This window comes from Indiicoccus explosivorum, from assembly GCF_002167005.1.
In the GTDB taxonomy this organism is placed as follows: Bacteria; Bacillota; Bacilli; order Bacillales_A; family Planococcaceae; genus Indiicoccus; species Indiicoccus explosivorum.
In genome coordinates this window covers 1-25,257 of sequence record NZ_NHTN01000020.1, presented here as the reverse complement: position 1 = coordinate 25,257, position 25,257 = coordinate 1, and the positions used below count along the sequence as shown (strand labels likewise).

Below are 25,257 nucleotides of genomic sequence, written 5' to 3'. Positions count from 1 at the left end.
AGGAATAGACTGTAAGTGGCAAGACAAATCCCATATCTGGAGGAATCATAAGATGAACCAGTTTACATTGGATACAACCGTCGCCGATATCGTGAGAGATGTGCCGCAGACCGGAGACCTGTTCCGCAATCTGCGGATCGACTTCTGCTGCGGAGGGAAAATTCCGCTCAGCGAAGCCGCGGCGGGCCGCGGGCTCGATGCAGAAGCTGTTCTCGTACAAGTGAATGAAGTGGCAGATAAGCAGAGCGCGCATGAACAGAAAAAACCGTCATCGTTCGAACCGGCGGAACTGATCCTGCACATTCAGGACAAGTACCACTCGAAGATCCGGGAAGAACTGCCCCTTCTTGCGCCGTATGTGACGAAACTGGCGCGGGTGCACGGCGAACGCTATCCGTACGTCAACCGTGTCCGGGAAATTTACCTGGCGCTGAAGAGCGAACTCACTGACCATACGGAAGACGAAGACAATAACGTGTTTCCGCTGATTAATAACTTCTTCGCGAATCCGACCGAAGAAAACCGGGAAGCGCTGAAACCGCATCTTGAAGAACTCGAAAGTGAGCACGAAGCGGCGGGCGATCTGCTGAAGGAATTGCGGACAATCACGAATGGGTTCCAGCCGCCTGAAGACGCCTGCGGCACCCACCGGCTGGTCATCGCCCGGCTGCAGGAACTGGAAGGCGATACATTCGAGCATATCCATCTTGAAAACAACGTGCTGTTCGAACGGGCGCGTCAAGTCATTTAATGCAAAATGGAGCCGCTTCCGGGTCAAGTTATTGACAATGGGAAGCGGCTCCTCTACGTTTGTCTGTAGAAGGAGAGGAAAGACGACGTGATGAAAAGAATCCTTTTACTGACAGGCGCTGCTGCCATGCTCGCTTCTTGCAGTGCGGCGGCGAACCATGAAGAACAGGTGCTGCGCGTTTCCGCGGCTTCCAGTCTGATGGAAGCGATGGAAGCGGTGCAGCGGACATATACAGAAGAACATCCCGGAACGGAGCTCGTCTTCAGCTACGGTTCATCCAGCAAACTGCGGAGCCAGATCGAGCAGGGGGCGCCGGCGGACCTTTTCCTGTCGGCAAGCGCGGCGGACATGGAGCTGCTGGCGGAAGCGGGACTCGCGGATGAAGCGACAATCGTGCCATTCGCTTCAAACCGCCTCGTCCTGGCTGCCGGCAGTGAGGTGTCCGCATCCGGCGCCGCTGAAGACATTCTAGCCGCGGCCGACGGCACCATCGCGGTCGGCGAACCCGGCAGCGTGCCGCTCGGAAAGTACACGAAAGAAGCGCTGAGCGAGCTCGGCATCTGGGACGGACTGGAGGACCGTTTCGTCTATGCGAAAGATGCCCGGCAAGTGCTGACATACACGGAGAGCGGCAACGCGGACCTTGGCATCGTTTATTCGTCGGATGCGTTCGCCTCAGATCAGGCAGCTGTGCTGGCTGAATTGCCGGAAGGTCCGGAGCCGATCCGTTATCCGGGCGCTGTCATCGGAGGGACGGATCAGGCGGAAGCAGCGCAGGACTTCCTGTCGTTCCTGACAGGGGAAGAAGGGCAGCGGATCCTGGAAGAGCACGGATTTCTGCCAGCGTCCGGTGACGGTTCCTGATGCCGGCTGATCTGTCGCCGCTTGTCCTGTCGCTGAAAGTGGCTTCGATTTCGACGCTCGCGGTATTCGTTGCCGGCGTGGCGCTCGCCCGGCTGATGAACCGGCGGGACTTTTTTGGCAAGAGCGCGGCGGAAGCGCTCATCCTGCTGCCGCTCGTGCTGCCGCCGACAGTGGTCGGATTCGGGCTCATCGTCCTGTTCGGCCGAAACGGTCCGCTTGGCGCGTGGCTTGAAGATTGGTTCGGCATCCAAGTCGTCTTTACATGGTATGGCGCCGTTATCGCGTCATTCATCGTGTCGCTGCCGCTCATGTACCAGAGCGCGGCGGCGGCGTTCGATAAAGTCGATCCGCGCTGGGAGAACGTGGCCCGGACGATGGGCGTCTCCGAATGGCGGATTTTCCGCACCATCACGTTCCCTTTGGCGTGGCCGGGTATTTTGGCGGGAATCGTACTCGCCTTTGCGAGGGGGATCGGTGAATTCGGCGCGACGCTGATGATCGCCGGCTACATACCGGGCGAGACGGAAACGATTCCGCTGGCAATCTACTTTTCTTACGAAGCGGGGGAAATGGAACAGGCGGCATTCTGGGTCATCACCGTCTCCGCACTTGGACTTGCGGCCATCACTTGGCTGAACCACTGGCGCAAAAGGCAGGCAGCAAGTGCCGGAAGGGAGTAATGGGAATGCTGGAGCTGGATTTCCGAAAGAGGCTGAAGCAATTCGATCTGCAGGCGGAACTTGAACTTGGAATGGAAATCATGGCAGTCGTCGGTCCGTCGGGTTCAGGAAAGACGACGCTGCTGAACTGCATCGCCGGCATCACGCAGCCCGACAGCGGCGTGATCCGCCTGAACGAAAAAACGTTCTATAAGACAGGCGAGCGGCCGCTTCGAATCCAGGACCGGCGGGTCGGCTACCTGTTCCAGGACTACGCGCTGTTCCCGCACATGACGGCGGGGCGGAACATCCGCTTCGGCGCAGGCAAAGAAGCTGACGCGGCGCACATTGCGGAGCTGACGGAACTCCTCGGCATCGGCGGCCTTCTGGACAGCTACCCGCACCAGATTTCCGGCGGCGAAAAGCAGCGGGTCGCACTCGCGCGTGCGCTCGCCGCCAAGCCGGACTTGCTGCTGCTCGATGAACCGTTCTCCGCGCTCGATGACGACACGCGCAGCCGGTGCCAGCAGGAACTGCTGCGCATCCACAACCTGTGGCAAGTGCCGGTCATATTCGTGACGCACAGCCGCCAGGAAGCGGCAAAGCTCGCCCACCGTATCGTGCAGGTCGACCGCGGCCGGCTCAATCTGATCAATATCGAAGCTTCCCTTTAAACGAAGGGGGCTTTTTTTATTGTCCGGTTTTGCCGGCAGGCCCTCCAGCGCTCGTCGGGGCTTGCAGGGCGCCTGAGCTTTTCTCGGTGTCCAGTTCGTTCGCCAGACCGTACGCTGATTTCGCGCCCTCCGCCGGAAACAGGTTTCCGGGTCGGCCGCTCCAATCCGCTATCGGTCTATCATGGCTCACTCCACTTTTCTTAATAACAAGGGTTTTCCCCTGCTTCAATAGGACATTCCCTAATGGGAAGATTTTGCTGCTGACTGCATAATAAGAAACAGTAATTGGTGACTTGTGAAGTCGGCTAGTGCTCTTACCTAAAAAGGAGTGTTTCAACGCAATGGAAACCACAACGAGAAAAAATAAACGCGGCCTCAATTTCTTCAAACCGGTCGAAAGCTATTCCGGCAGCTGGTCCATTCTCGAAGAGAAAAGCAGAGAGTGGGAGAACATGTACCGTCAGCGCTGGTCGCACGACAAAGTCGTCCGGACAACGCACGGTGTGAACTGCACCGGTTCCTGCAGCTGGAAAGTATTCGTGAAAAACGGGATCATCACATGGGAAAACCAGCAGATCGATTATCCTTCCTGCGGTCCGGACATGCCCGAATTCGAACCGCGCGGCTGTCCCCGTGGTGCGACGTTCTCCTGGTACGAGTACAGCCCGCTTCGCGTAAAGTATCCATATATGCGCGGCAAGCTGTGGCGTCTCTGGCAGGCGGCGATCACAGAACATGCAAACCCTGTTGACGCATGGGCGAGCATTGTGGAAGACCCTGAAAAAGCCCGGCTCTACAAAAAAGCACGAGGCAAAGGCGGCCATGTCCGTGTCGGCTGGGACGAGGCGCTCCGCCTGATCTCAGCACAGCTCATCTACACGATCCGCAAATACGGTCCTGACCGTATCGCCGGATTCACACCGATCCCGGCGATGTCGATGATTTCCTACGCTTCAGGCGCCCGGTTCATTTCCCTCCTCGGCGGTGAAATGCTGAGCTTTTATGACTGGTATGCGGATCTTCCGCCGGCTTCCCCGCAAATCTGGGGCGAGCAGACGGATGTTCCGGAATCATCCGACTGGTACAACGCCGGATACTTGATGATGTGGGGCTCGAACGTGCCGCTCACGCGTACACCGGATGCCCACTTCATGACAGAAGTTCGCTATAAAGGCACTAAAGTCGTTTCTGTCGCACCTGACCTTGCGGAAAACGTGAAGTTCGCCGACAACTGGCTTGCGCCGCACCCTGGAACGGACGCGGCACTCGCACAAGCGATGACCCATGTCATTCTGGATGAGTTCTACCATAAACGGAAAGAACAGATGTTCATCGACTATGCGAAGCAGTACACGGATATGCCGTTTATGATCCTGCTTGATCAGCATGAAGGCAGCCTGAAAGGCGGCCGCTTCCTCCGCGCAAGCGACTTCGGGGATACTGCTGAGCACGCTGACTGGAAACCGGTCATCTTTGATGAGACAGCCGGTAAATTTATCGTACCGAACGGCACGATGGGCCAGCGCTGGGAAAAAGACAAAAAATGGAACCTGGTTCTCGATAATGAAGACGGCACAAGAGTGGAACCGGCGATGTCGGTCGAAGGCCACGGCGAAGAATGGAAAGAAATCGTCTTCCCTTATTTCGACAACGAAGGCAACGGTGTCTTCAAACGGGTCATCCCGGCCACAAAAGTGACACTCGCGGACGGCACAGAGCGCTACGCAGCGACGGTCTACGACCTGATGCTGAGCCAATACGGCATCGCGCGTACCGACAGCCCGTACAACGCGAAAGGCTACGATGATGAAACGTCTTTCTATACACCTGCATGGCAGGAAAAAGTGACGAGCGTGAAAGCGTCCGTCGTCACACAGATCGCCCGTGAATTCGCTCAGAACTCACTCGATACGGACGGCCGCTCCATGATCATCATGGGTGCGGGCATCAACCACTGGTTCAACAGCGATACGATTTACCGCGCGATCCTGAACCTCGTCATCCTGACGGCATCGCAGGGCGTCAACGGCGGCGGCTGGGCACACTATGTCGGCCAGGAAAAATGCCGCCCGATCGAAGGCTGGTCGACAGTGGCGTTCGCAAAAGACTGGCAAGGCCCTGCCCGTCTCCAGAACGGGACTTCCTACTTCTATTTCGCCACTGAACAGTGGCGTTATGAAGAGGGCGGCACGGATTCACTGAAATCGCCGACCGGCGGCGATGTGAAGTATCAGCATCCGGCGGATTACAACGTACTCGCTGCCCGTCTCGGCTGGCTTCCGTCATATCCGCAGTTCAATAAAAACAGCCTCCTGTTCGCGGAAGAAGCGAAACAGGAAGGAAAAGAGACAAACGAGGAAATCATCCAGCACGCTTACGAGCAGATCAAATCACGCGAAACAAAGTTCGCGATCGAAGATCCGGGCGCACCGGAGAACTTCCCGCGTTCGCTCTTCATCTGGCGTTCGAACCTCATTTCAAGCTCAGCGAAAGGGCAGGAGTATTTCATGAAGCACCTGCTCGGCGCATCGGATGCGCTTCTGGCGCGGCCGAACGTGAACCAGAAACCGGAAGAGATCATCTGGCGGGAAGATGTCGAAGGCAAACTGGACCTCATGGTCGCGCTCGATTTCCGGATGACATCGACACCGCTTTACGCGGACATCGTCCTTCCGGCAGCGACTTGGTACGAAAAACACGACTTGTCTTCGACGGATATGCATCCGTTCGTCCACCCGTTCAACCCGGCGGTCAACCCGCTGTGGGAATCGCGTTCGGACTGGGACATTTACCGCAAACTTTCCGAGACGTTCTCGGAGATGGCGAAGACGCACTTGCCGGGCGTATACAAAGACGTGGTGACGTCACCGCTCGCACATGACACGGCGAGTGAAATCTCACAGCCGATGGGTCTCGTGAAAGACTGGGCAAAAGGGGAAATCGAAGCGATTCCGGGCAAGACGATGCCGAACTTCAGCGTCGTGGAGCGGGATTACACGAAGATCTACGACAAGTACGTCACGCTCGGTCCGAATCTCAGCGTAAGCAAGATCGGCGCTCACGGCGTCAGCTTCTCGGCGAAAGAAGAGTACGAAGAACTGAAGCGCATCAACGGGGTTTATTACGACGAAACAATTAAAAGCGGACTGCCGAAAATCCAAAGCGCGCGCCAGGTGGCCGACGCGATGCTGCATCTGTCATCCGCGACGAACGGACGGCTCTCCCAGAAAGCCTATATTTCGGCGGAAGAAGATTCGGGCGTGCCACTGAGAGACATTTCAGCGGAACGCGCAGCGGAGAAGATCACATTCCAGAGCATCACCGCACAGCCGCGTGAAGTCATTCCGACACCGGTCTTCAGCGGATCGAACAAATCCGGACGCCGCTACTCGCCGTTCACAACGAACATCGAGCGTCTCGTGCCGTTCCGGACACTGACCGGCCGCCAACATTTCTATATCGATCACGAAATCTTCCTGCAGTACGGGGAAGCGCTCCCGGTATTCAAACCGACACTGCCGCCGATGGTGTTCGGCAGCGGGGATAAAGAAGTCAAAGGCGGCGTGGATTCATTAGTGCTCCGCTACCTGACGCCGCACGGCAAATGGAACATCCACTCGACATACCAGGACAACCAGCACATGCTGACGCTGTTCCGCGGCGGTCCGACCGTCTGGCTCAGCAATGAAGACGCGGATGCGCACGGCATCAATGACAACGACTGGCTCGAAGTGTACAACCGGAACGGTGTCGTCGCTGCACGCGCGGTCGTCAGCCACCGGATGCCGAGAGGCACGATGTTCATGTACCACGCCCAGGACAAGCACGTGAACGTGCCGGGTTCCGAAATCACGGATACACGCGGAGGCAGCCACAATGCGCCGACGCGGATCCACATGAAACCGACGCAAATGGTCGGCGGTTACGCTCAGCTGAGCTACGGATTCAACTACTACGGACCGATCGGAAACCAGCGGGACGAATACGTAGCGGTCCGGAAAATGAAGGAGGTCAACTGGCTTGAAAATTAAAGCGCAAGTTGCAATGGTGATGAATCTCGACAAGTGTATCGGCTGCCATACGTGCAGCGTTACCTGTAAAACGACTTGGACGAACCGGAAAGGCGCCGAATACATTTGGTTCAATAACGTCGAAACGAAACCGGGCATCGGCTATCCGAAGCGCTGGGAGGACCAGGAGCTCTACAAGGGCGGCTGGCAGCTGCGCAAAGGCAAGCTGGAACTGAAATCCGGCAACAAACTGTCGAAAGTGGCGCTCGGAAAAATCTTCTATAACCCGGATATGCCGGAAATGAAGGACTACTACGAGCCATGGACGTACAACTACGAGCACCTGACTTCCGCGGGGGAACAGGAGCATTCACCGGTGGCGCGTCCGATCTCACAAGTCACCGGCGAGAAAATGGACCTCGAATGGGGACCGAACTGGGAGGATGACCTGGCGGGCGCGCACATCACCGGCCCGCAGGATCCGAACATCCAGAAAATTGAAGAAGAGATCAAATTCAACTTCGAAAAGTCCTTCATGGTCTACTTGCCGCGCCTTTGCGAGCACTGCCTCAACCCGAGCTGTGTCGCATCGTGCCCGTCAGGCGCCCTCTACAAGCGGGATGAGGACGGCATCGTCCTCGTCGACCAGGAAGCATGCCGCGGCTGGCGCTACTGTATGACCGGCTGCCCGTACAAAAAAGTGTACTTCAACTGGCAGACGAACAAAGCGGAGAAATGCACATTCTGCTTCCCGAGAATGGAAGCGGGTCTCCCGACCGTCTGCTCGGAAACGTGCACAGGACGGATCCGCTACCTCGGCGTCCTGCTGTATGACGCGGACCGGGTGCTCGAAGCCGCTTCGACACCGGACGAAAAAGAACTGTACCGCGCACAGTGCGACCTCTTCATGGATCCGAGCGATCCGGAAGTCATCGCGCAGGCGAAACGGGACGGCATTTCCGAAGACTGGATCGAAGCCGCCCAGAACTCGCCGGTTTATAAACTGGCGATCGAGCATAAGCTGGCGTTCCCGCTCCACCCGGAATACCGCACATTGCCGATGGTCTGGTATGTGCCGCCGCTCAGCCCGATCATGAACTACTTCGAAGGGAAAGATTCGATCAAGAACCCGGATATGATCTTCCCGGCGATCGAAGAAATGCGCACGCCGGTCCAGTACCTCGCCAACATGCTGACGGCGGGCGATACGGAAACGGTCAAGGAAGCGCTCCAGCGGATGGCGATGATGCGCCAGTATATGCGCGCATTATCTTCCGGAAAAGAATTCGATGAAAGCCGCCTCGACCGTGTCGGCATGACCGCCCACCAGGCAGAGCAGATGTACCGCCTGCTGGCGATCGCGAAGTACGAAGACCGTTTCGTCATCCCGACATCGCACAGAGAGACAACCATGAATCCGTATCGCGCCCAAGGTTCAGCAGGCTATGGCGACGTCATGGGAGATATGGGATCCGGCTGCGATGGCTGCGGCCCTGCAGTTCCTGCCGGCAAATCCGGAAAAGAGATTTACGAAGAGAACTTCTACGGAGGAATCTGGCGTGATTAATCTTGAAAAGCTGTACGGCTATAAGCGTTCATTCGGCTTCTTCGCCCATCAGCTGACTTATCCGGAAAAGCTGGATTTCCATCCGGCTTTCCTTGAGGAATCCTTCAGTCCTGGAGATCCTGCATACGATCATGTACAGAAGTACTGGTCGCTCATGCAGGATTACAGCCTGATGGATATCAAGGAAATGTACACGGAAACCTTTGATTTCCAGAAAGACGCCACGCTTTATATGACATACTTCAAATTCGAAGATGCGCGTGAGCGCGGTCAGATGCTGGCGAAACTGAAAGTGCTGTATGAAATGTTCGGGCTGGAAATGCCTGATGAAGAACTGTCCGATTTTCTGCCGCTCATGTGCGAATTCATCTACGCGGCGGAATGGCTCGGCGATCCGCGCGCTCCGGAGAGTTTCCGCCTGCTGATCGCTGTGCTGGAAGACGGCACATATCATTTGCTTCAAACGCTTGAAAAGAATGAGAGCCCGTATTTCCATCTTATCAAAGGGCTGCGCGAGACTTTCAAAGCATGTGTAGAACAGGGGGCTTCATCCCGTGAACATGGTTGATCAGTTTTTGTGGGTTATTTTTCCTTACCTTTGCCTGGCGATTTTCGTCGTCGGCCATATTTACCGGTACCGCACCGACCAGTTCCACTGGACTGCCAAGTCGAGTGAATTCATCGAGAAAAAGCAGCTGATGGTCGGCAGCCTGCTGTTCCATATCGGAATCATCCCGGTCATTTTCGGTCACATCGCCGGATTGGGCATCCCGAAAGAATGGATGAACGCAATCGGCGTGGACGATCACTTGTATCACCTCGGCGCGATCTACATCGGCGGATTCTTCGGGTTCATTACACTCGCCGGCATGGTCATCCTGACATTCCGCCGCTTTACGAAGAAAAACGTGCGTCAGCTGAGCTCGGCATCTGACCTGGTGGTCAATTCGCTTTTGCTGCTGATCGTTTTCATGGGGATGTATGCAACTCTCGTCACGAATGCTGTACAGCCGGAATTCGATTACCGGGATTCAATCTCCATCTGGTTCCGCGGACTGTTCCTGCTGAGTCCCGATCCGTCTTACATGACAGCCGTGCCGTTATCCTTTAAAATTCATGCATTGGCCGGATTTGCGATTTTCGCGATGTGGCCGTTCACCCGTCTTGTTCATGTATGGAGTGTGCCGCTGAATTATGTCGGCAGAAGCTATATCTTGTACAGAAGACATAAAACGAACTGAGTGGAAAGAGAAGGCCCGGCTTTCTTTTCCATTCATAGGAGACAATTATGATGGAAATTAAATTCAACTATCAGAATGAAGCCGATCGGCTGCGTGAGAAACTTGGCTGTGATTTAGTCGCAATTGCACTCGTTGAGACAGCAGAGCAGCAGTTTGTCCTGAAGTGGCAGTATGCTTCCGGAAACTTGAACGACCGCTTCAAGCGAATTGTGCTCCAGTCTGGAAGAGGGGTTGCGGGCCTTGTCTTTAAAACCGGTAAACCGCTGCTGCTGCCGAGCGTAGGGGAATTCATCAAGAAAGACGGACTATTCAGCTACCCGATCATCATGTCGGAGAAACTCCAAAGCGTTGCGGCAGTCCCCCTATGGAATAAAGGCCGCGTAGCCGGCGTCCTCTTATGCGGCTGCAGAAAAGAGCACGAGATAACGGATGAACTGCTGCAGATGATGCTGAAGACAGCAGGAGAGGGCATCGGGAATTTGGACGGGAAGGAACTGATGGCTCTGTGAGAACGGTGCAGGAAAGCAAAATGGTCGATATGCTGATCAAGATGTTTGAAAACAGCACAGATGCCATCTTCTTTTTCGATGCGAATGGTAAAGCGCTTGCGCTGAACCCCGCCGCGGAACAGATTATCGACAAAGATGTTGTCACCCAGCTCAGGCAGGGCGAATTCCAGGCGATGTGCCAGGCGTGCAGAGGCTATACGAGCGATACGGAATTGCAGACGTGCCTCAGCTGCTATTTCAGTCATAATTCGGATCCGGAAGACTTCTCTTCGTTCCAGGTATATTTGGAAACAGAAGGGAAAGGGGTCCTTCCTTACGCAGCCACATTCCATACGATCGACCCGGAGAACGGCGTCCGGGTCTTTATGCTGCGTGATTTGACTAAGCAGTTCAAGACCCAGGAACGGCTTTATGAAAACAAGATGATGAAGCACGTCATCGAAGCACAGGAAAACGAACAGAAGCGCATCTCCCGGGAACTTCATGACAGCGTGGCACAGGAACTGCTGAGTGCCGTCGTCGATCTCCGGGTCGTAAAATATATGACCCAGGACCAGGATGTCCTCGATAAAGTCCGCCAGACAGAAGCGACGATGACCCGTCTGTTGGATGATATCCGGAATCTATCCGTGGAACTCCGTCCGGCAGCACTGGATGATTTCGGCCTGGAAGCGGCCTTCCGCTCTCATTTCAAACGGGTGGAACAAAGCTACGGGCTGGAAGTGGAATTCAAATCCGATATCGGGACGAGAAGGTTTGGAAATGAGATAGAAACCGTCGTTTATCGGATCTGCCAGGAAGCGGTGCTGAATGCGGTCAAGTATGCACAGGTCGATTCAGTGAAAGTGACACTGACTGTGGAAACGCAGTTTTTGAAGCTGAGAGTGGAAGACAAAGGCGCCGGATTCGAAAAAGGGGACGATCCGATCGGAACAGGACTTGGCCTCCACGGCATGAGGGAACGCGCGGAACTCGTGCACGGCGATTTGACAGTCCAGACAAAGATCGGAAAAGGGACGGCTGTCCAGCTGTCGATTCCGATCGGGCAGGACCGGACAGGAGGAAAGGCGAAATGAGAATAGTCATTGCGGATGATCATGCCATTGTCAGGAGCGGATTTTCGATGATCCTCAATTTCCAGCCGGACATGGAAGTCATTGCGACAGCGGCGGATGGCATTGAAGCATATGCGATGGTCGCCAAGCACGAACCGGATGTGCTGCTGCTTGACTTGAGCATGCCGCCGGGCGAAAGCGGACTGATCGCGACAGGAAAAATCAAGGAGGATTTTCCGGACACAAAAATCCTGATTCTGACGATGCATGATGACGAAGAGTATTTGTTCCATGTCCTGAAAAACGGCGCTTCAGGCTATATCCTGAAAAATGCGCCGGATGACGAGCTCCTGACCGCAATCCGGACGGTTTCACGGGGAGAGACGTATATTCACCCGAAGATGGCGACGTCACTCGTCCGTGAGTTCGTGAAAGGGGAACAGCGCCTGAATGATGAAAACCCGTTCGAGGTGCTGTCCAAGCGGGAACTCGAAGTGCTGCCGCTTGTCGCGAAAGGCTACGGCAATAAAGAAATCGCAGAAAAACTGTTTATTTCAGTAAAGACCGTGGAAGCCCATAAGGCGAAAATCATGGAAAAACTGAATTTGAAGAGCCGTCCGGAATTGGTGGAATACGCATTGAAGAAAAAACTGCTGAATTTCTGACAGGCACGGGAGGGGTTTCACTTGGCAGGAAAAGAACAGCTGCGGTTCAAAGAACCGTGCATGCGCGTGCTTGAAAACGAGCACCGCTACCTGTCGTTCCTGATGGACGAATGGCACGCCATCGTCCTCCAGTTCGAGCGCGAAGGTTTAACGGAAGAGGAAGGACATCGGCTGCTGAAAGAACTGCGCCGGCTCGTCATCGCTTTTCTCGATCCGCTCAAGAATCATACAGAAAAAGAGGAAGAACATTTTTTTCCGCTGCTCGGTTCCTATATCGGGTTCGAACAGGGGCCGCTCGTCGGCATCCAGGAAGAGCATGAGGAAATCGACGGTTACATCGGCCATTTCCTTCACCACACGCGCGGCGATTTCAGTGAGCTATCGCTCCCGCAGCTCCGCTCCGCTGTCAAAGATGCGGGAGAAGCTTTCGAAGTGCTGACCGTGCATTTCGTGAAAGAAGAGACCGTGCTGTTCCCGATGGCGGAGAACCTAATGCGTGCCGATGACCAGGACGCACTGTTCGAGAAACTGAATACACTCATCACCTGATGCCGCCGCTTCTTCCGGGAAGCGGTTTTTTTGTTTTAAACATTTCATAGCAATTGTTCTGCTTCCCGCGACCAGCCGCAAAAGCAGCTTCGCCGCACACATTTCAGACGGTGTTCCATTTAGGGTTTCCGCCTCTCCCTTAAGGGGACTCCCCTAATAGGAATAACCCTTCCTGCTTTCTATAATTAAGGACGTAAGCTAAGTGAAATCGTAATCCAACACTATAGGAAAAAAGGTGAAAGAAAATGGTCAAGAAAATGCAGCTGCCGCTGCAGACGGCGAACCTCGTCGTCGGGTTCATGGTGTGGGTCATCATTTCCGCTTTAATGCCGTTCATCCGAGAGGACATCAGCATTCCGGCCGAGCGCCTGGCGCTCATCACAGCAGTTCCTGTCATACTCGGGTCGGTGCTCCGGATTCCGCTCGGTTATTGGGCGAACGCTTTCGGCGCGCGGATCATCTTCCTGGTAAGCTTCGTTCTGCTGCTGTTCCCGGTCTTCTACATCAGTGAAGCATCATCCATGACGGATCTGATCATCGGCGGCCTGTTCCTCGGAATCGGCGGCGCTGTGTTTTCCGTAGGGGTCACATCCCTGCCGAAATACTATCCGAAAGAAAAGCATGGACTTGTCAACGGGATTTATGGAGCAGGGAATATCGGGACGGCCATTACGACATTTTCCGCTCCGCTCATCGCCACACAGATCGGCTGGTCGGCGACTGTCAAACTGTACTTGATTCTGCTGCTCGCTTTCGCGGCGCTCAACTTCTTTTTCGGTGACCGTCATGAACAAAAAACGAAAGCCCCGCTCCTGAACCAGATCAAGAGCGTCTACAGAAATGAAAAACTTTGGCTTTTTTCGCTATTCTACTTTATTACGTTCGGTTCATTCGTCGCGTTTACCGTCTACCTGCCGAACTTTCTCGTCGATAATTTCGGTCTTGAAAAAGTGGATGCCGGTCTGCGGACTGCCGGATTCATCGCGGTCGCGACATTCCTCCGGCCGGTCGGGGGTTGGCTCGCGGACAAGTTCCAGCCGCTGTTCCTGCTGGCCGGAACATTCACCATCTACACGTTCGCCGCGATTCTGCTCGCGTTTTCGCCCGAACTGCCGATTTACCGGATCGGCGTCCTGGCGATTGCGGTCAGTGCGGGAATCGGCAACGGGGTCATCTTCAAGCTGGTGCCGTTCTACTTCAACAAGCAGGCAGGGATCGCCAACGGGATCGTGTCCATGATGGGCGGTCTCGGCGGATTCTTCCCGCCGCTCATGCTCGCGGCGATCCATTCGATGACCGGGCAGTATGCCATCGGGTTCATGCTCCTGTCGCAAGTCGCTTTGGCCAGTCTCGTGCTCGTGGTATGGTTGTACTATTCAGACCGGCTCTCACTTGCTTCCGAGGTGTTCAATTCAATGGGTCAAGGAGTGCTTGTCACAGATTTGGCGGGGAAAATCAAAGCTGTCAATCCGGCTTTCACAAAATTGACCGGTTTTGAAGAAGATGAAGTGATCGGTCAGAATCCCCGGATCCTGCAATCCGGCAAGCAGCCGAGAGATTTCTACGCTGACATGTGGAAAGAGATTACGGAAAAAGAAGTTTGGCAAGGGGAAATATGGAACCGCAGGAAAAACGGGGAAGAATACCTTCAGTGGCTGAACATCAGTGCTGTAAAAGATGGGACGGGTGAAACGGTGGAATACGTCGGGACATTCAGCGACATCTCTTCAGCGAAAAAGTGAATGAATCTGGGGCTGCCGGTTTCGCCGGCCGCCCTTAATCTATTCGAAAGGTGCGGCATACTTTGAACGAGCGCTATTCCAGACAAATACTATTCAAACCGTTCGGCCGGGACGGACAGCAGCGCTTGAGCGAAGCGGCAGTGACCATTGTCGGCTGCGGCGCTCTCGGTTCCGCCATCGCCGAGACACTTGTGCGGGCAGGAATCGGGGAAATCCATCTGATCGACCGGGATTACGTCGAGTGGTCGAACCTGCAGCGCCAGCAGCTGTTCACCGAAGAAGATGCCAAAGCACTGCTGCCGAAGACGGCTGCGGCCGAAAAACGGCTGAAGGCGATCCGGTCCGATGTCCGGCTCCATACGTATATGGATAACTTCGATGCGGCGATGGCGGAAAAACTCGCAAAATCCAGCGATTTGATTATGGACGCGACCGATAACTTCGAAACGCGGCTTCTGATCAGCGATGCTTCCGTCAAGTATTCCATTCCCTGGATCTATGGTGCATGCGTCGGCAGCTCGGGCTCCGTTTTTCCGTTTATTCCGGGGGAATCCGCCTGCTTCCGCTGCCTGTTACCGGTGATGCCGGCTGTGAATGAAACATGCGATACAGCTGGCATCATTGCGCCGGCTGTCCAAGTGACAGCGGCACTCCAGTGTGCGGAAGCGATGAAGTGGCTCACCGGCAACCGGGACGCCATGCGCAAGAAAGTGCATCACTTCAATCTTTGGGATCAGTCCCAGTTCGATATCGGAATTTCCCGCATCCGGAACGCCTCATGCGAGACATGCGGCGATTCACCGGCGTTCCCGTCGCTGAGCGAACAGAAAAAAGGCGCCGCCGTTTTATGCGGCCGGGATGCCGTCCAGATCCTGCCCGACCCGAAACGTCCGATCACATTGGATGATGCGGAGCGGATCGGAAGCCGGCTCGACGCGAGAACACGGCGGACCCCTTATTTTGTAGAACTGACCGCCCTGGGCCATCGGATGATTTTATTCGGCAACGGCCGGCTTCTCATCCACGGCATCAGAAATGCCAAGGAAGGGCAGCGGCTTTATCACCAGCTTTTCGGCTGAACGGAGGAGATGCAGATGACAGCAGGAGGAATCCGTGTCGCGGTCCTCACAGTCAGCGACACGCGGACGGAAGTGACAGATAAAGGCGGCCCGCTCGTGCGGGAACTTGCACAGGAAGCGGGTATGGAAATCACCGCATCTGTGATCGTGAAGGATGAACCGGAAGCGATCCGCTCAGCGGTCGCGGAGTGGATGACGCATGAGGAGGTCGACATCATCATCACGACGGGCGGTACGGGAATCGCCCGCCGGGATGTAACGATTGAAGCGGTCAGACCCATGCTAAACAAAGAGCTGGACGGGTTCGGCGAATTGTTCCGTTTTCTGAGTTATGAAGAGATCGGAACGCGCGCCATCCTCAGCCGGGCGCTCGGCGGCTCCATCGGCGACAAAGCGGTGTTCGTGCTGCCCGGCTCGCCCGGCGCCGTCCGGCTGGCCATGGAAAAGCTGATCATTCCGGAAGCGGAGCATATCACAAAGGAACTGACGAAACACCGTCAGCCCCGGACATAATCCCCGGATTTGCCGCCGGTTTTCTCCAGCAGCATCGTCGGCCCGATGACCATCTCTTTGCCGGCAGCTTTGCACATGTCATAGATCGTCAGCGCAGCTGCGGCTGCGGCGGTTAGCGCCTCCATTTCGACACCTGTCGGCCCTTTCGTTTTGACGGCGGCATGGAGGATGATCTCATAGTGGGCGGCTTCTTCGTCGACGTTCCACTGGAATTCAATGTCCACGCCGCTGAGTGCGAGCGGATGGCACATCGGAATGATTTGGGAAGTGTTCTTGGCCGCCATGATCCCTGCGACTTGGGCGACCGCGAGCACATCGCCTTTTTTATTGCCGCCTTCACGGATCTGGCGGTAGATCGTTTCATTGATCAGTACGGATGAACGGGCACGCGCCGTCCGGACGGATTCATCTTTATCGGATACATCAACCATTTTTGCGCGGCCCTGTTCGTTGAAATGGGTAAGTTCTGACACTGGATTCATCCTTTCACACGTGATTGTGTCCAGTATAGCACGCCGCCGGAAGGAGCAGATAGCAATGGTGGAACACAGAAAACCGATTCCGGTCAGTGAAGCGGTCGCCCGGATGGTCCGGGAAGCGAAACCGCTCGGCACGGAGACCGTCCCCCTCGGGGAAAGCATGGGACGGATTTTGGCCCGTCCGATTAAGGCGACCCACCCGGTCCCGCCGTTCGACCGGTCGCCTTATGACGGGTTCGCCATCCGCGCCTCGGATTCGGCAGGCGCTTCCGGAGAGAACCGGAAGTCCTTCCGCATCATCGACCACATCGGGGCGGGGGAAGTTTCAAAGCGGACGGTCGGACAGGGGGAAGCGGTCCGCCTCATGACAGGCGCTCAGCTGCCGGAAGGAGCGGACGCGGTCGTCATGTTCGAGCAGACGTCGGAACAGGCAGGCGCGTTCACGATCCGCAAACCGTTCGAGCCGCTCGAAAATGTCTCGCTGAAAGGGGAAGATCTTCAAGAAGGTGAACAAGTCGTCCCCGCCGGAACGTTCATCCAGCCGGGCACGGTGGCGGTCCTCGCCACGTTCGGTTATGCGGAAGTGGAAGTGGCGGCGCGGCCGGTTGTCGGCATCCTGTCGACAGGAACGGAACTGCTCAATGTGGATGAGCCGCTCGCCCCAGGCAAAATCCGCAACTCGAACGGGCCGATGATTGCCGCCCAGCTCGCCCGTATGGGAATCCGCTGTAAAATGTATGAGCTGTCCGCCGATCATTTGGAGAACAGCCTGGAAGCCGTCCGGAAAGCGGCGAAAGAGACGGACTGCCTGATTACGACGGGCGGGGTGTCGGTCGGTGATTTCGATTTTCTGCCGGAAATCTACCGGCGGCTCGGTGCGGAAGTGCTGTTCAATAAAGTCGCGATGCGGCCCGGAAGCGTCACGACCGTCGCCGTCGCAAGAGGCAAGTACCTGTTTGGGCTGTCCGGCAATCCATCCGCCTGCTTCACAGGATTCGAACTGTTCACCCGTCCGGCTCTCCTGAAAATGATGGGGGCGGAGAAAATCTATTTGCCGCACACGCGCGCAGTGCTGGCGGAAGATTTCACGAAAGCGAACCCGTTCACCCGGTTCATCCGCGCCATCTATGACGGATTTTCAGTGCGTCCGGCCGGATTCAATAAATCGAATGCGGTATCCTCGATTGCGAGAGGCAACGCGCTCATCGTCCTGCCGGGCGGGACGAGAGGGTTCCGTGAGGGGGACGAGGCCGATGTGCTGCTCCTCGGTGTCGAGGAAGGCTCGGAACGGTGGACGCTGTGAAAGTTCTGCAAGTGGTCGGATTCAAAGACAGCGGAAAGACGACCCTTGTCCTGAAACTGCTCCAGGCTGCGGGGCGACTCGGGAAGTCAGTTGCGGTCATTAAGCACCATGGACACGGCGGTCCGCTCGGAATGCCACCGGCCGAAACGGACAGCACGCGATTTTTTGAAGCAGGTGCTGAAAGCTCTGTCGCTTTCGGAGACGGCGTCATTCAGCTGCACATGAGAAAGCCGTCCGCCGGTCTGGAAGAATTGATCGCACTTGCCCGGAATTCACAGCCGGATCTGGTGCTTGTTGAAGGGTATAAAGATGCTAAGTATGATAAAATTGTATTACTGCGGTCCGGGAAAGATTGGCTGGAACTGCAAAAACTGGAAGGAATCGCGCTGGTTGCAGGACAGGGGACGATCCGTCTTGATGGACGAACTGTAGTAGAACGCAATGATACCGGTCAGCTTGAATCCTGGTTCGCTGACTGGCTGAAAGGTGATACATGATGAAAGCATTTGAAGTGGTCTCACATCCGATTGATACGCAGGTTTATGCTGATTACGTATTGCGCCCGGAAGCGGGTGCGGTTACGGTCTTCACCGGACACGTCCGGGAATGGACGAACGGTGTGCGGACACTTTACCTGGCATATGAAGCTTATGTGCCGATGGCTGAAAAGAAACTGGCGGAAATCGGACAGGAAATCGAAGAAAAGTGGCCGGGGACGCGGGCCGCGATCGCCCATCGGATCGGCGAACTGCAGATCGGCGATATTGCTGTGGTCATCGCAGTGTCTTCGCCGCACCGGCGCGACGCTTATGAAGCGAATGAGTACGCCATCGAACGCATCAAGGAAATGGTGCCGATCTGGAAAAAAGAGATTTGGGAAGATGGCGAAGAATGGATCGGCGGCCAAAAGAAAAAACCTGAGGGAGCAAGGACATGATTCGGATATTTTATTTTGCAGGGCTTCGGGAATTGACCGGAACAGCGGAAGAGACGGCAGAATTCACAGGAAAGACTGTCGCTGATCTGATGCAGTGGGCGGAATCGAAATATCCCGGCATCGATAACGGTGCTGTCCGGGTTGCCATCAATGAAGAGTATGCGCTTCCTGACGATGTGCTAGGGGAAGGCGACACGGCCGCGTTCATTCCGCCGGTCAGCGGAGGCTGATGGGCATAACGGGGATTCTTCTTGCTGGAGGACAGTCGCGCCGCTACGGTTCACCGAAAGCATTCGCCGAACTGGAAGGGAAGTACTACTATGAACACGTACGTGACGCGCTTTCGGCAGTCTGCCGGGAAGTGGTTATCGTGACCCGTCCGGAGCTGACGGACCGCTTCCCGGCTCGCCTCCGGATCATAACGGATGCGGCGGATGTCGCGGGGGCCGGACCGCTGGCCGGAATCCACTCGGCGATGCGCGCGGCGGGCGACGACCGGTATTTCGTGCTTCCGTGCGATATGCCTTATGTTACGGGTGGAGCCGTCCGGAACCTGGCTGCATTCGCTTCCCCCGAAGCAGATGTGTCCGCTGTCCGGACGGAAGAAGAGCCGCTGCCGCTGTTCAGCATTTGGAGCGGCCGGGTGGAAGTCCGGCTCGGCGAAGCGCTGCGGCAAAACCGGCTCAGTGTCATGGGATTTTTGGGACAGTCACATACGGAATGGATCGGATCCGGGAAAATCCATCCCGACAGCACCATTTTCTGCAACATCAACACACCGGATGACCAACGAAAGGGAGGGCGACAAACATGACGGAACACGCGCTGACAGACCGGCTCGGCCGGCCGATCCGCGATCTGCGGATCTCGGTGACAGACCGCTGCAATTTCCGCTGTTCATACTGTATGCCGAAAGAGGTGTTCGGGGACGATTATGCGTTCCTTCCGAAGTCGGAACTGCTGTCGTTCGAGGAAATGCATCGGCTGACGGAGCTGTTCGCATCGCTCGGCGTCAAAAAGATCCGGCTGACCGGCGGTGAACCGCTCATGAGAAGGGGCCTTCCTGAACTCGTCGCTAAAATCTTGTCTGTTGAGGGGATAGAAGATGTCGGGCTGACGACGAACGGCGTGCTGCTCGGGCAGTATGCGCAGCCGCTGTATGACGCGGGTCTGCGCCGGTTGAATATCAGCCTGGATGCGCTGGATTCCGAACTGTTCGGACGATTGAACGGCCGCGGTATCAAACCGGACCATATTCTGAAGCAGATCGATCTGGCACAAAAGATCGGTTTCGAAATCAAGATCAACATGGTCGTTCAAAAAGGGGTCAATGAATCGGAGATTTTGCCGATGTCCGCTTATTTTAAAGAGCGGGGGATCACCCTCCGTTTTATCGAATTCATGGATGTCGGAAATGACAACGGCTGGAGCTTCGAGAAAGTCGTCACGAAAAAAGAGATTCTTGACCGGCTGCAGGCGGCATACGATTTGGAGCCGGTGGATAAGGATTATTATGGCGAAGTCGCAAAGCGCTATCGGTTCAAAGGGACGGACTCCCAAGTAGGATTCATTACATCCGTTTCCGAGTCGTTCTGTTCTTCCTGCACGCGCGCGCGCCTGTCGTCGGACGGCAAGTTCTATACGTGCCTGTTCGCTTCGTCCGGCTTCGATATCCGTGAACTGATCCGGAATGGAGCGGACGATGCGGAACTGCTGGATGCGATCAGCGGTGTCTGGGGGAACCGGACGGACCGCTATTCCGATGAACGGACGGAACAGACAGCGAAAAACCGCAAAAAAATCGGCATGTCGTACATCGGCGGCTGACAGGAAAAAGGTGGACACAGGAAAAGGGCTTCCGGCATCGGAAGCCCTTTTTGACGCCGGTTTTACCCGTCAGTAAGACCGTTCTTCCACCTCATTATGGTCGTCATCCAGAATGACGACTTTGCTTGGGGAATTCGCTTTCGCAAGTTCTTCCGCCGCTGCGATCGCCCCGTCTTTGGATGTATAGGAATCATCCGGTGCCACGCCTTCGAGTGTCACGATCCAGCGGGAAGCGTCTTTGTTCGGTTCGACAACGTATCTGTTCATCATTCTCAGCTCCTTTGCGGTTCATCTTTCCATTATGCATTTTTCCCTTCCGCGGGTCCCTTTAAACAGTTTTAGCTTGCTTCACTTTCCTTCCCGGGAATTTTCCTCTAAGATGAAACTGACTTTGATTTAAGAGAATGGAGGATCTTCATGAAACTGCTGCAGGCAAGAAAAGGGCAATTCGTCTATTACAACAACGAATTGCATAAGATTTATTCGGTAAAGCCGCTTTTGAAGCAATCACTGCATATGTACCGCATCAAGGATATGCAGCAGGTGCTGGCCCGGGCGGTCGAAGTCGAACAGTACAAACCGAAACCGATGGATTCCTTCATCTTCTGGGGAAAGCGCTACACACTGCGCAGCGATGTGCCTCCCCGGGAGAACGGCTACATCCTGATCACGAAACCGGCTCCGGAATACTTGGACCACTATTCGCTGAATGAATTTGAAAAAGTGGATCAGGTGAAAGACGATCACGTAGTGACGACGCGGCGGAATTCTGTCCGGATGGAGGAATTTCTCGTCATGGTGCCGGGAGCTGAAGAAGGCAGCAATGATATCGTATATCAGGACAAGTCCATCGTGACCGCTCAGCAAATGATGGAAGACGAAAATCTGGAAGCCCTCATCGGCGGCACTTCCGGCTATGGCCCGTCGATCGGGGACATTTACACGAACGGCCGCACAGACGTGAGAGCGATGGTTGTCGCCATTGACGGCAACGTAGCTGTTTTAGGGCACGGGGAACGCATCGGTCTCACCGAACTGGCGGAATCGGAAGAATGGCAGCTCGTGCTGACCGTGGAAGTCGAAGAAACAGAATGACCGCAAGACCCGGAAAAGCGTCAGCTTTTCCGGGTTTTTTCTGTGATATACAGGATTTTGAAATATTAAACAGAATACTTTACAATTAAAGCAGTAAAAATAGAGAGGGGAATGAAAATGTCAAAGAAATGGGTGCTGGCTGCCGGTCTTCTCGGTATGCCGCTGTTCGCCGCCGGCTGTGCAGGCGATGATGAAGCGGAAGTGGCAGGGGAAGAAGCTGTGGATCTGAGTTTCATGCATTGGCGCGGGGAAGACCAGGAAGTGTTTGAAGAACTCATCGCGCAGTTCGAGGAAGAACACCCGGACATCAATGTCGAGCAGAATGTCTATCCTTCCGACCAATACATGGCGACCGCCCAGCGTATGCTGCAGGAAGGCACGGCCGGTGACGTCTTTGCTTCATTCCCGGGTGCGCAGTTCGAAGCGCTCAACGAAGCCGGTTTCTTCGCGGACCTGTCGGACGAGGAGTTCGTTTCTAATTTCGATGAAGGAGCAATTGAAGTCGGACAGGCGGACGGAAGCCAGCTGGCGCTCCCTTACCAGCTTGTCTTCAATATGCCGGTCTACAACAAAGCGATTTTCGAAGAACTGGGGCTTGAAGTTCCTCAAAGTTGGGAAGAATTCATCGCGATGGGTGAAACACTGAAGGAGAATGGGATCATTCCAATCGCTTTTCCCGGAGCGGATATCGGCCCGAACCAGTTCATGAATTCCATGGTGATGAACAATGCACCGGATGGCGCTTTCGAGGACCTGCTGGCAGGAGAGGCGTCCCTGACGGATGACTGGTGGGTGAAGACGCTGGAGCAGTTCCAGTACTTGCAGGAAAACGGATTCTTCCAGGAGAACGCTCTCGGAACGAACCAGGATGCCGCCATGGCCCTTGTCGCGAGCGGAGAAGCCGCGATGCTGGCGACAGGCTCCTACCATATGGCTTCCCTTCTTGAACTGAATCCGGACCTGGAGCTGGATCTGCTGGCGCCGATCACTGTGCCGGAAGATGAAGCCCGCTACGAAGGGATTCACACGGCAACGTTCATGCTGGCGGCCAACAGCAATTCAGAGGACCAGGAGGCGGCGAAGGAATTCATCAGCTTCCTTTCGCAGCCGGAAGTCGCGTCCACTTATGCCAATGAAACCGGGCAGCACCTGACCGTGAAAGGTGTGGAGTACGAATCGGAAGCGCTGCAGAATACCGCATACTGGATCGATGAACGCGAAACCCGCTTCCAGCCGCGTTACATGATTACGAACGCACAGGTGGAAGACGCCGTGCTGAGTTCCATTGAAAGTGTGCTCGGCGGCGCTGCGCCTGAAGAAGCGGCGGCTGAAGCACAGCAAGTGGTAGAAGAAGTCACCGAATAGGCAGAATGGCCGCCACCCGGAGTCAGGAGTGGCGGCCCATGCTGTTTTCCAGATTTTTCACGAAGGAGGGAATCCATGCGCATTTCAAAAACACTGTACTTGTTTTTCATCCCGGGTTTTCTTCTTTATTTTATTTTTTTCATTTATCCGACCGCCAGCGCGCTGTTTTATTCATTCACCGACTGGGACGGATTGAGCGAAAATTTCCGGTACGTCGGTTTTGAGAACTACGAGCGGGCTTTTACAGGTGATTCGGTTTTCGCGAAAGTGTTCGTGAACAATCTCCAGTTCATGTTCACGGTCGTGGTGCTGCAGACGCTTGTCGCGCTCGCGTTTGCGATTCTGCTCGTAAAGAACACAAAAACGAATGTCTTCTTCCGGGCTCTCTATTTTTTTCCGACCATTTTATCATCCGTTTCTGTCGCTTTCATTTGGGCTTTCATTTATGATCCCACATTCGGCATCTTGAACAGTTTCCTGGAATCTGCCGGACTCGGCGCGTATACACTCGGCTGGCTGGGAGATGCGAGCATCGCCATTTACTGCCTGGCCATCACGCAAGTATGGTTCCATGCCGGCCAGATGCTGATCATTTTCGTGGCTGGACTGCAGTCGATCCCTGAAGACCTGTATGAAGTGGCGCGGATCGAAGGCGCGAGCAAGTGGCAGACGTTCAAAAGCGTTACGTGGCCGCTGCTGGCACCATCCGCGACAATCGTCGTCGCTTATACGACGATCCAGTCGTTCAAGGCGTTCGATCTCGTATTCGCGATGACGGGCGGCGGACCGAATAACGCGACGGAAATCATCGCGACCTACATATATGAAGTGGCGTTCCGGAGCTATGAGTTCGGCTACGCTTCGGCCATTTCCGTCCTGTTTATGATCATCATCGGCATCATTACGTATTTGCAGTTCAAAGCGCTGCGGTCCGACCGCGTATCTTACTAAAAAGCTCTACATGAGCATTTTTGCTATATAAGTTGAACTTAAAAAATCACATCGCGTATTGAATGGCGTTCGCTGCGAAAACGCTCGCTTGCTCCTGCGCAAGCTCGTCGCAGTCAAAACCGCTTGCGGCCGAAGCGGCTCGTGGTCCGCCCTCGGAAAGCGTCCGCTTAAAGCGATTTCTTCAGCTCGTATAAGAGCTGAACTGGTATGGCACAAGTTATAACTAAATTTGCTCTTTTAGAGTAAGAAGGGAGGGAGAACGTGTGCTGCGTAGATTCCCAGTCATCGTTTATGCCCTGCTGATCATCATTCCATTGATTGTTGTTGTCCTGACATCCATGAAGACGATTCAGCAGACATTCCAAAACCCGCTCGGCGTACCTGAAGAAGGGCTTCAATTTGAAAACTATGTGACGCTCTTCGAAGAGTCGAACATGGCCGGCTATTTCATGAACAGCGTCATCGTCACGCTATTTTCGGTGTTTTTCACTTTGCTGTTCTCGGCGATGATCGCATTCGGCATCACCATGCTGAACAACCGGCTCGGCAGCGTGATTTTCGCCATCTTCCTTCTCGGAATGATGGTGCCTGCCCAAGTGAGCATGGTTCCGCTCTATTCGCTTGTACTCGATCTCGGCCTGACAAACAGCCTCCTCGGGCTGATCCTCGTCAATATATCCGTGACGCTTCCGATTGCGGTCTTCATCTTGACCGGATTCATGAAAACCCTGCCGAAAGAGCTGATCGAAGCGGCCGTCATCGACGGAGCGGGCAATTGGAAAGTGTTTGCGCGTGTCGTTGTCCCGCTGTCATTGCCATCCATGTCAGCAGCCGCGATCTTCCTGTCCGTCATCCACTGGAACGATCTGCTTTATCCGCTCCTGTTCGTCACGGACGATACTTACGTCACACTTCCGCTGGCGCTTCTGCAGTTCCAAGGCCAGTATTCCACCAACTATCCGATGCTTTTCACCGGCGTCATCATCGCATCGCTGCCGATGGTGATCGCGTATGTGTTCCTTCAGCGGTTTTTCGTCGCCGGCATCACAGCCGGTGCGATGAAAGGATAAGAGAAAGGGGAATAGCAGGTTGGACGAAATCGTTTTACTGAATAAAAAACCGTTCACCGCATCGAATGTGCGAGTGGATTCAGCAGGAGATCGGAAACTGATCCGCTTTGATTTCCAAGTGACACACAGTGAATACCATGACGTAACGGTATTGCTGTACCAGAATGACTTTCAAGTGGAAGCGCCGGAGCGCGGTTTGCAGTTCCGGGCGGAAATCCGTAATTACTCGACATCCGTCACGAATTTATATGAAGAAGGTTCAGTCGGAGATTTCCATCTGGAGCTGATCGAAAAACGCTGAAACACCGGCCCTTCAAAGGGCCGGTGTTTTCAGAGTGTTGAGAAACCCCTT

Annotated in this window: 28 protein-coding genes; 26 read left to right on the top strand and 2 right to left on the bottom strand. The window is 55.0% G+C overall.

Annotated elements, in window-relative coordinates; genetic code table 11:
- The first annotated feature begins 52 nt into the window (after positions 1 to 52).
- From ric to CCE92_RS06935, 15 genes are all read left to right on the top strand, one after another.
- Positions 53 to 751 (top strand): iron-sulfur cluster repair di-iron protein, encoded by a 699-nt coding sequence (gene ric, locus CCE92_RS07010; protein WP_088006804.1) that lies wholly within the window; start codon positions 53 to 55, stop codon positions 749 to 751.
- 90 nt (positions 752 to 841) lie between these two features.
- Positions 842 to 1,615 carry a molybdate ABC transporter substrate-binding protein gene (gene modA / locus CCE92_RS07005; RefSeq protein ID WP_088006803.1) on the top strand — a complete coding sequence of 258 codons (774 nt, stop codon included), beginning with the start codon at positions 842 to 844 and terminating at the stop codon, positions 1,613 to 1,615.
- Complete coding sequence (gene modB, locus CCE92_RS07000; protein WP_175578077.1) at positions 1,615 to 2,295, top strand: molybdate ABC transporter permease subunit; 681 nt, start codon at positions 1,615 to 1,617, stop codon at positions 2,293 to 2,295. Before modA ends, modB begins: the two co-directional genes overlap by 1 nt.
- Positions 2,296 to 2,300: 5 nt before the next feature.
- Positions 2,301 to 2,948, top strand: coding sequence for an ATP-binding cassette domain-containing protein (locus tag CCE92_RS06995; protein WP_088006825.1), 648 nt, complete (start codon positions 2,301 to 2,303; stop codon positions 2,946 to 2,948).
- Between the two features lie 341 nt (positions 2,949 to 3,289).
- Complete coding sequence (locus CCE92_RS06985; protein WP_088006800.1) at positions 3,290 to 6,979, top strand: nitrate reductase subunit alpha; 3,690 nt, start codon at positions 3,290 to 3,292, stop codon at positions 6,977 to 6,979.
- Positions 6,969 to 8,525 carry a nitrate reductase subunit beta gene (gene narH / locus CCE92_RS06980; RefSeq protein ID WP_088006799.1) on the top strand — a complete coding sequence of 519 codons (1,557 nt, stop codon included), beginning with the start codon at positions 6,969 to 6,971 and terminating at the stop codon, positions 8,523 to 8,525. Before CCE92_RS06985 ends, narH begins: the two co-directional genes overlap by 11 nt.
- Complete coding sequence (narJ, locus tag CCE92_RS06975; protein ID WP_088006798.1) at positions 8,518 to 9,093, top strand: nitrate reductase molybdenum cofactor assembly chaperone; 576 nt, start codon at positions 8,518 to 8,520, stop codon at positions 9,091 to 9,093. The genes narH and narJ overlap by 8 nt, the downstream gene beginning before the upstream one ends.
- Positions 9,086 to 9,766: a respiratory nitrate reductase subunit gamma gene (narI, locus tag CCE92_RS06970; RefSeq protein WP_088006824.1), complete on the top strand. Its 681-nt coding sequence runs from the start codon at positions 9,086 to 9,088 to the stop codon at positions 9,764 to 9,766. The genes narJ and narI overlap by 8 nt, the downstream gene beginning before the upstream one ends.
- Before the next feature lie 50 nt (positions 9,767 to 9,816).
- A complete protein-coding gene (locus CCE92_RS06965; protein ID WP_088006797.1) occupies positions 9,817 to 10,275 on the top strand; it encodes a GAF domain-containing protein in 459 nt (152 codons plus the stop codon).
- Positions 10,276 to 10,295: 20 nt separating this feature from the next.
- Positions 10,296 to 11,351 (top strand): sensor histidine kinase, encoded by a 1,056-nt coding sequence (locus CCE92_RS06960; RefSeq protein WP_088006823.1) that lies wholly within the window; start codon positions 10,296 to 10,298, stop codon positions 11,349 to 11,351.
- Entirely contained in the window at positions 11,348 to 11,995 is a 648-nt protein-coding gene (locus tag CCE92_RS06955; protein WP_088006796.1) for a response regulator, read from the top strand. The genes CCE92_RS06960 and CCE92_RS06955 overlap by 4 nt, the downstream gene beginning before the upstream one ends.
- A gap of 21 nt (positions 11,996 to 12,016) precedes the next feature.
- The gene (locus CCE92_RS06950) at positions 12,017 to 12,544 is read left to right on the top strand and encodes a hemerythrin domain-containing protein (RefSeq protein ID WP_088006795.1); all 528 of its coding nucleotides are present in this window, start codon (positions 12,017 to 12,019) and stop codon (positions 12,542 to 12,544) included.
- 245 nt (positions 12,545 to 12,789) lie between these two features.
- Entirely contained in the window at positions 12,790 to 14,286 is a 1,497-nt protein-coding gene (locus tag CCE92_RS06945) for a nitrate/nitrite transporter (protein ID WP_088006794.1), read from the top strand.
- 62 nt (positions 14,287 to 14,348) lie between these two features.
- Positions 14,349 to 15,365: a ThiF family adenylyltransferase gene (locus CCE92_RS06940; RefSeq protein WP_088006793.1), complete on the top strand. Its 1,017-nt coding sequence runs from the start codon at positions 14,349 to 14,351 to the stop codon at positions 15,363 to 15,365.
- Between the two features lie 9 nt (positions 15,366 to 15,374).
- Positions 15,375 to 15,878 carry a MogA/MoaB family molybdenum cofactor biosynthesis protein gene (locus tag CCE92_RS06935; RefSeq protein ID WP_088006792.1) on the top strand — a complete coding sequence of 168 codons (504 nt, stop codon included), beginning with the start codon at positions 15,375 to 15,377 and terminating at the stop codon, positions 15,876 to 15,878.
- On the opposite strand, the gene moaC is transcribed toward CCE92_RS06935, so the two are convergent.
- Positions 15,863 to 16,351, bottom strand: coding sequence for a cyclic pyranopterin monophosphate synthase MoaC (moaC, locus tag CCE92_RS06930; protein ID WP_088006791.1), 489 nt, complete (start codon positions 16,349 to 16,351; stop codon positions 15,863 to 15,865). The genes CCE92_RS06935 and moaC overlap by 16 nt on opposite strands.
- A gap of 64 nt (positions 16,352 to 16,415) precedes the next feature.
- Between moaC and CCE92_RS06925 the strand changes: the two genes are divergently transcribed.
- Genes CCE92_RS06925 through moaA form a run of 6 tightly spaced genes read left to right on the top strand, consistent with a single transcriptional unit; the run spans position 16,416 to position 20,424 of the window.
- Entirely contained in the window at positions 16,416 to 17,660 is a 1,245-nt protein-coding gene (locus CCE92_RS06925) for a molybdopterin molybdotransferase MoeA (protein WP_088006790.1), read from the top strand.
- A complete protein-coding gene (gene mobB / locus CCE92_RS06920; protein ID WP_088006789.1) occupies positions 17,648 to 18,157 on the top strand; it encodes a molybdopterin-guanine dinucleotide biosynthesis protein B in 510 nt (169 codons plus the stop codon). Before CCE92_RS06925 ends, mobB begins: the two co-directional genes overlap by 13 nt.
- Positions 18,157 to 18,597 (top strand): molybdenum cofactor biosynthesis protein MoaE, encoded by a 441-nt coding sequence (locus tag CCE92_RS06915; RefSeq protein ID WP_088006788.1) that lies wholly within the window; start codon positions 18,157 to 18,159, stop codon positions 18,595 to 18,597. The genes mobB and CCE92_RS06915 overlap by 1 nt, the downstream gene beginning before the upstream one ends.
- Entirely contained in the window at positions 18,594 to 18,827 is a 234-nt protein-coding gene (gene moaD / locus CCE92_RS06910; RefSeq protein ID WP_088006787.1) for a molybdopterin converting factor subunit 1, read from the top strand. Before CCE92_RS06915 ends, moaD begins: the two co-directional genes overlap by 4 nt.
- Positions 18,827 to 19,411 carry a molybdenum cofactor guanylyltransferase gene (locus CCE92_RS06905; RefSeq protein WP_088006786.1) on the top strand — a complete coding sequence of 195 codons (585 nt, stop codon included), beginning with the start codon at positions 18,827 to 18,829 and terminating at the stop codon, positions 19,409 to 19,411. Before moaD ends, CCE92_RS06905 begins: the two co-directional genes overlap by 1 nt.
- Complete coding sequence (moaA, locus tag CCE92_RS06900) at positions 19,408 to 20,424, top strand: GTP 3',8-cyclase MoaA (RefSeq protein WP_088006785.1); 1,017 nt, start codon at positions 19,408 to 19,410, stop codon at positions 20,422 to 20,424. The genes CCE92_RS06905 and moaA overlap by 4 nt, the downstream gene beginning before the upstream one ends.
- A gap of 69 nt (positions 20,425 to 20,493) precedes the next feature.
- Here the strand turns inward: moaA and CCE92_RS06895 are convergent, their stop codons facing one another.
- On the bottom strand, positions 20,494 to 20,691 hold the full coding sequence (locus tag CCE92_RS06895; protein WP_088006784.1) for a DUF2188 domain-containing protein: 198 nt from the start codon (positions 20,689 to 20,691) through the stop codon (positions 20,494 to 20,496).
- A gap of 150 nt (positions 20,692 to 20,841) precedes the next feature.
- On the opposite strand from CCE92_RS06895, the gene CCE92_RS06890 reads away from it, so the two are divergent.
- The 5 genes from CCE92_RS06890 (at position 20,842) to CCE92_RS06870 (ending at position 25,206) form a co-directional block, all read left to right on the top strand.
- Entirely contained in the window at positions 20,842 to 21,519 is a 678-nt protein-coding gene (locus CCE92_RS06890) for a hypothetical protein (RefSeq protein ID WP_088006783.1), read from the top strand.
- A 111-nt stretch (positions 21,520 to 21,630) separates the two neighbouring features.
- Positions 21,631 to 22,884, top strand: coding sequence for an ABC transporter substrate-binding protein (locus CCE92_RS06885; protein ID WP_088006782.1), 1,254 nt, complete (start codon positions 21,631 to 21,633; stop codon positions 22,882 to 22,884).
- A gap of 75 nt (positions 22,885 to 22,959) precedes the next feature.
- Positions 22,960 to 23,835, top strand: coding sequence for a carbohydrate ABC transporter permease (locus CCE92_RS06880; RefSeq protein ID WP_175578076.1), 876 nt, complete (start codon positions 22,960 to 22,962; stop codon positions 23,833 to 23,835).
- 263 nt (positions 23,836 to 24,098) lie between these two features.
- Positions 24,099 to 24,905, top strand: coding sequence for a carbohydrate ABC transporter permease (locus tag CCE92_RS06875; RefSeq protein ID WP_241535905.1), 807 nt, complete (start codon positions 24,099 to 24,101; stop codon positions 24,903 to 24,905).
- Positions 24,906 to 24,924: 19 nt separating this feature from the next.
- Complete coding sequence (locus CCE92_RS06870; protein WP_277621517.1) at positions 24,925 to 25,206, top strand: DUF3219 family protein; 282 nt, start codon at positions 24,925 to 24,927, stop codon at positions 25,204 to 25,206.
- Positions 25,207 to 25,257 lie beyond the last annotated feature (51 nt).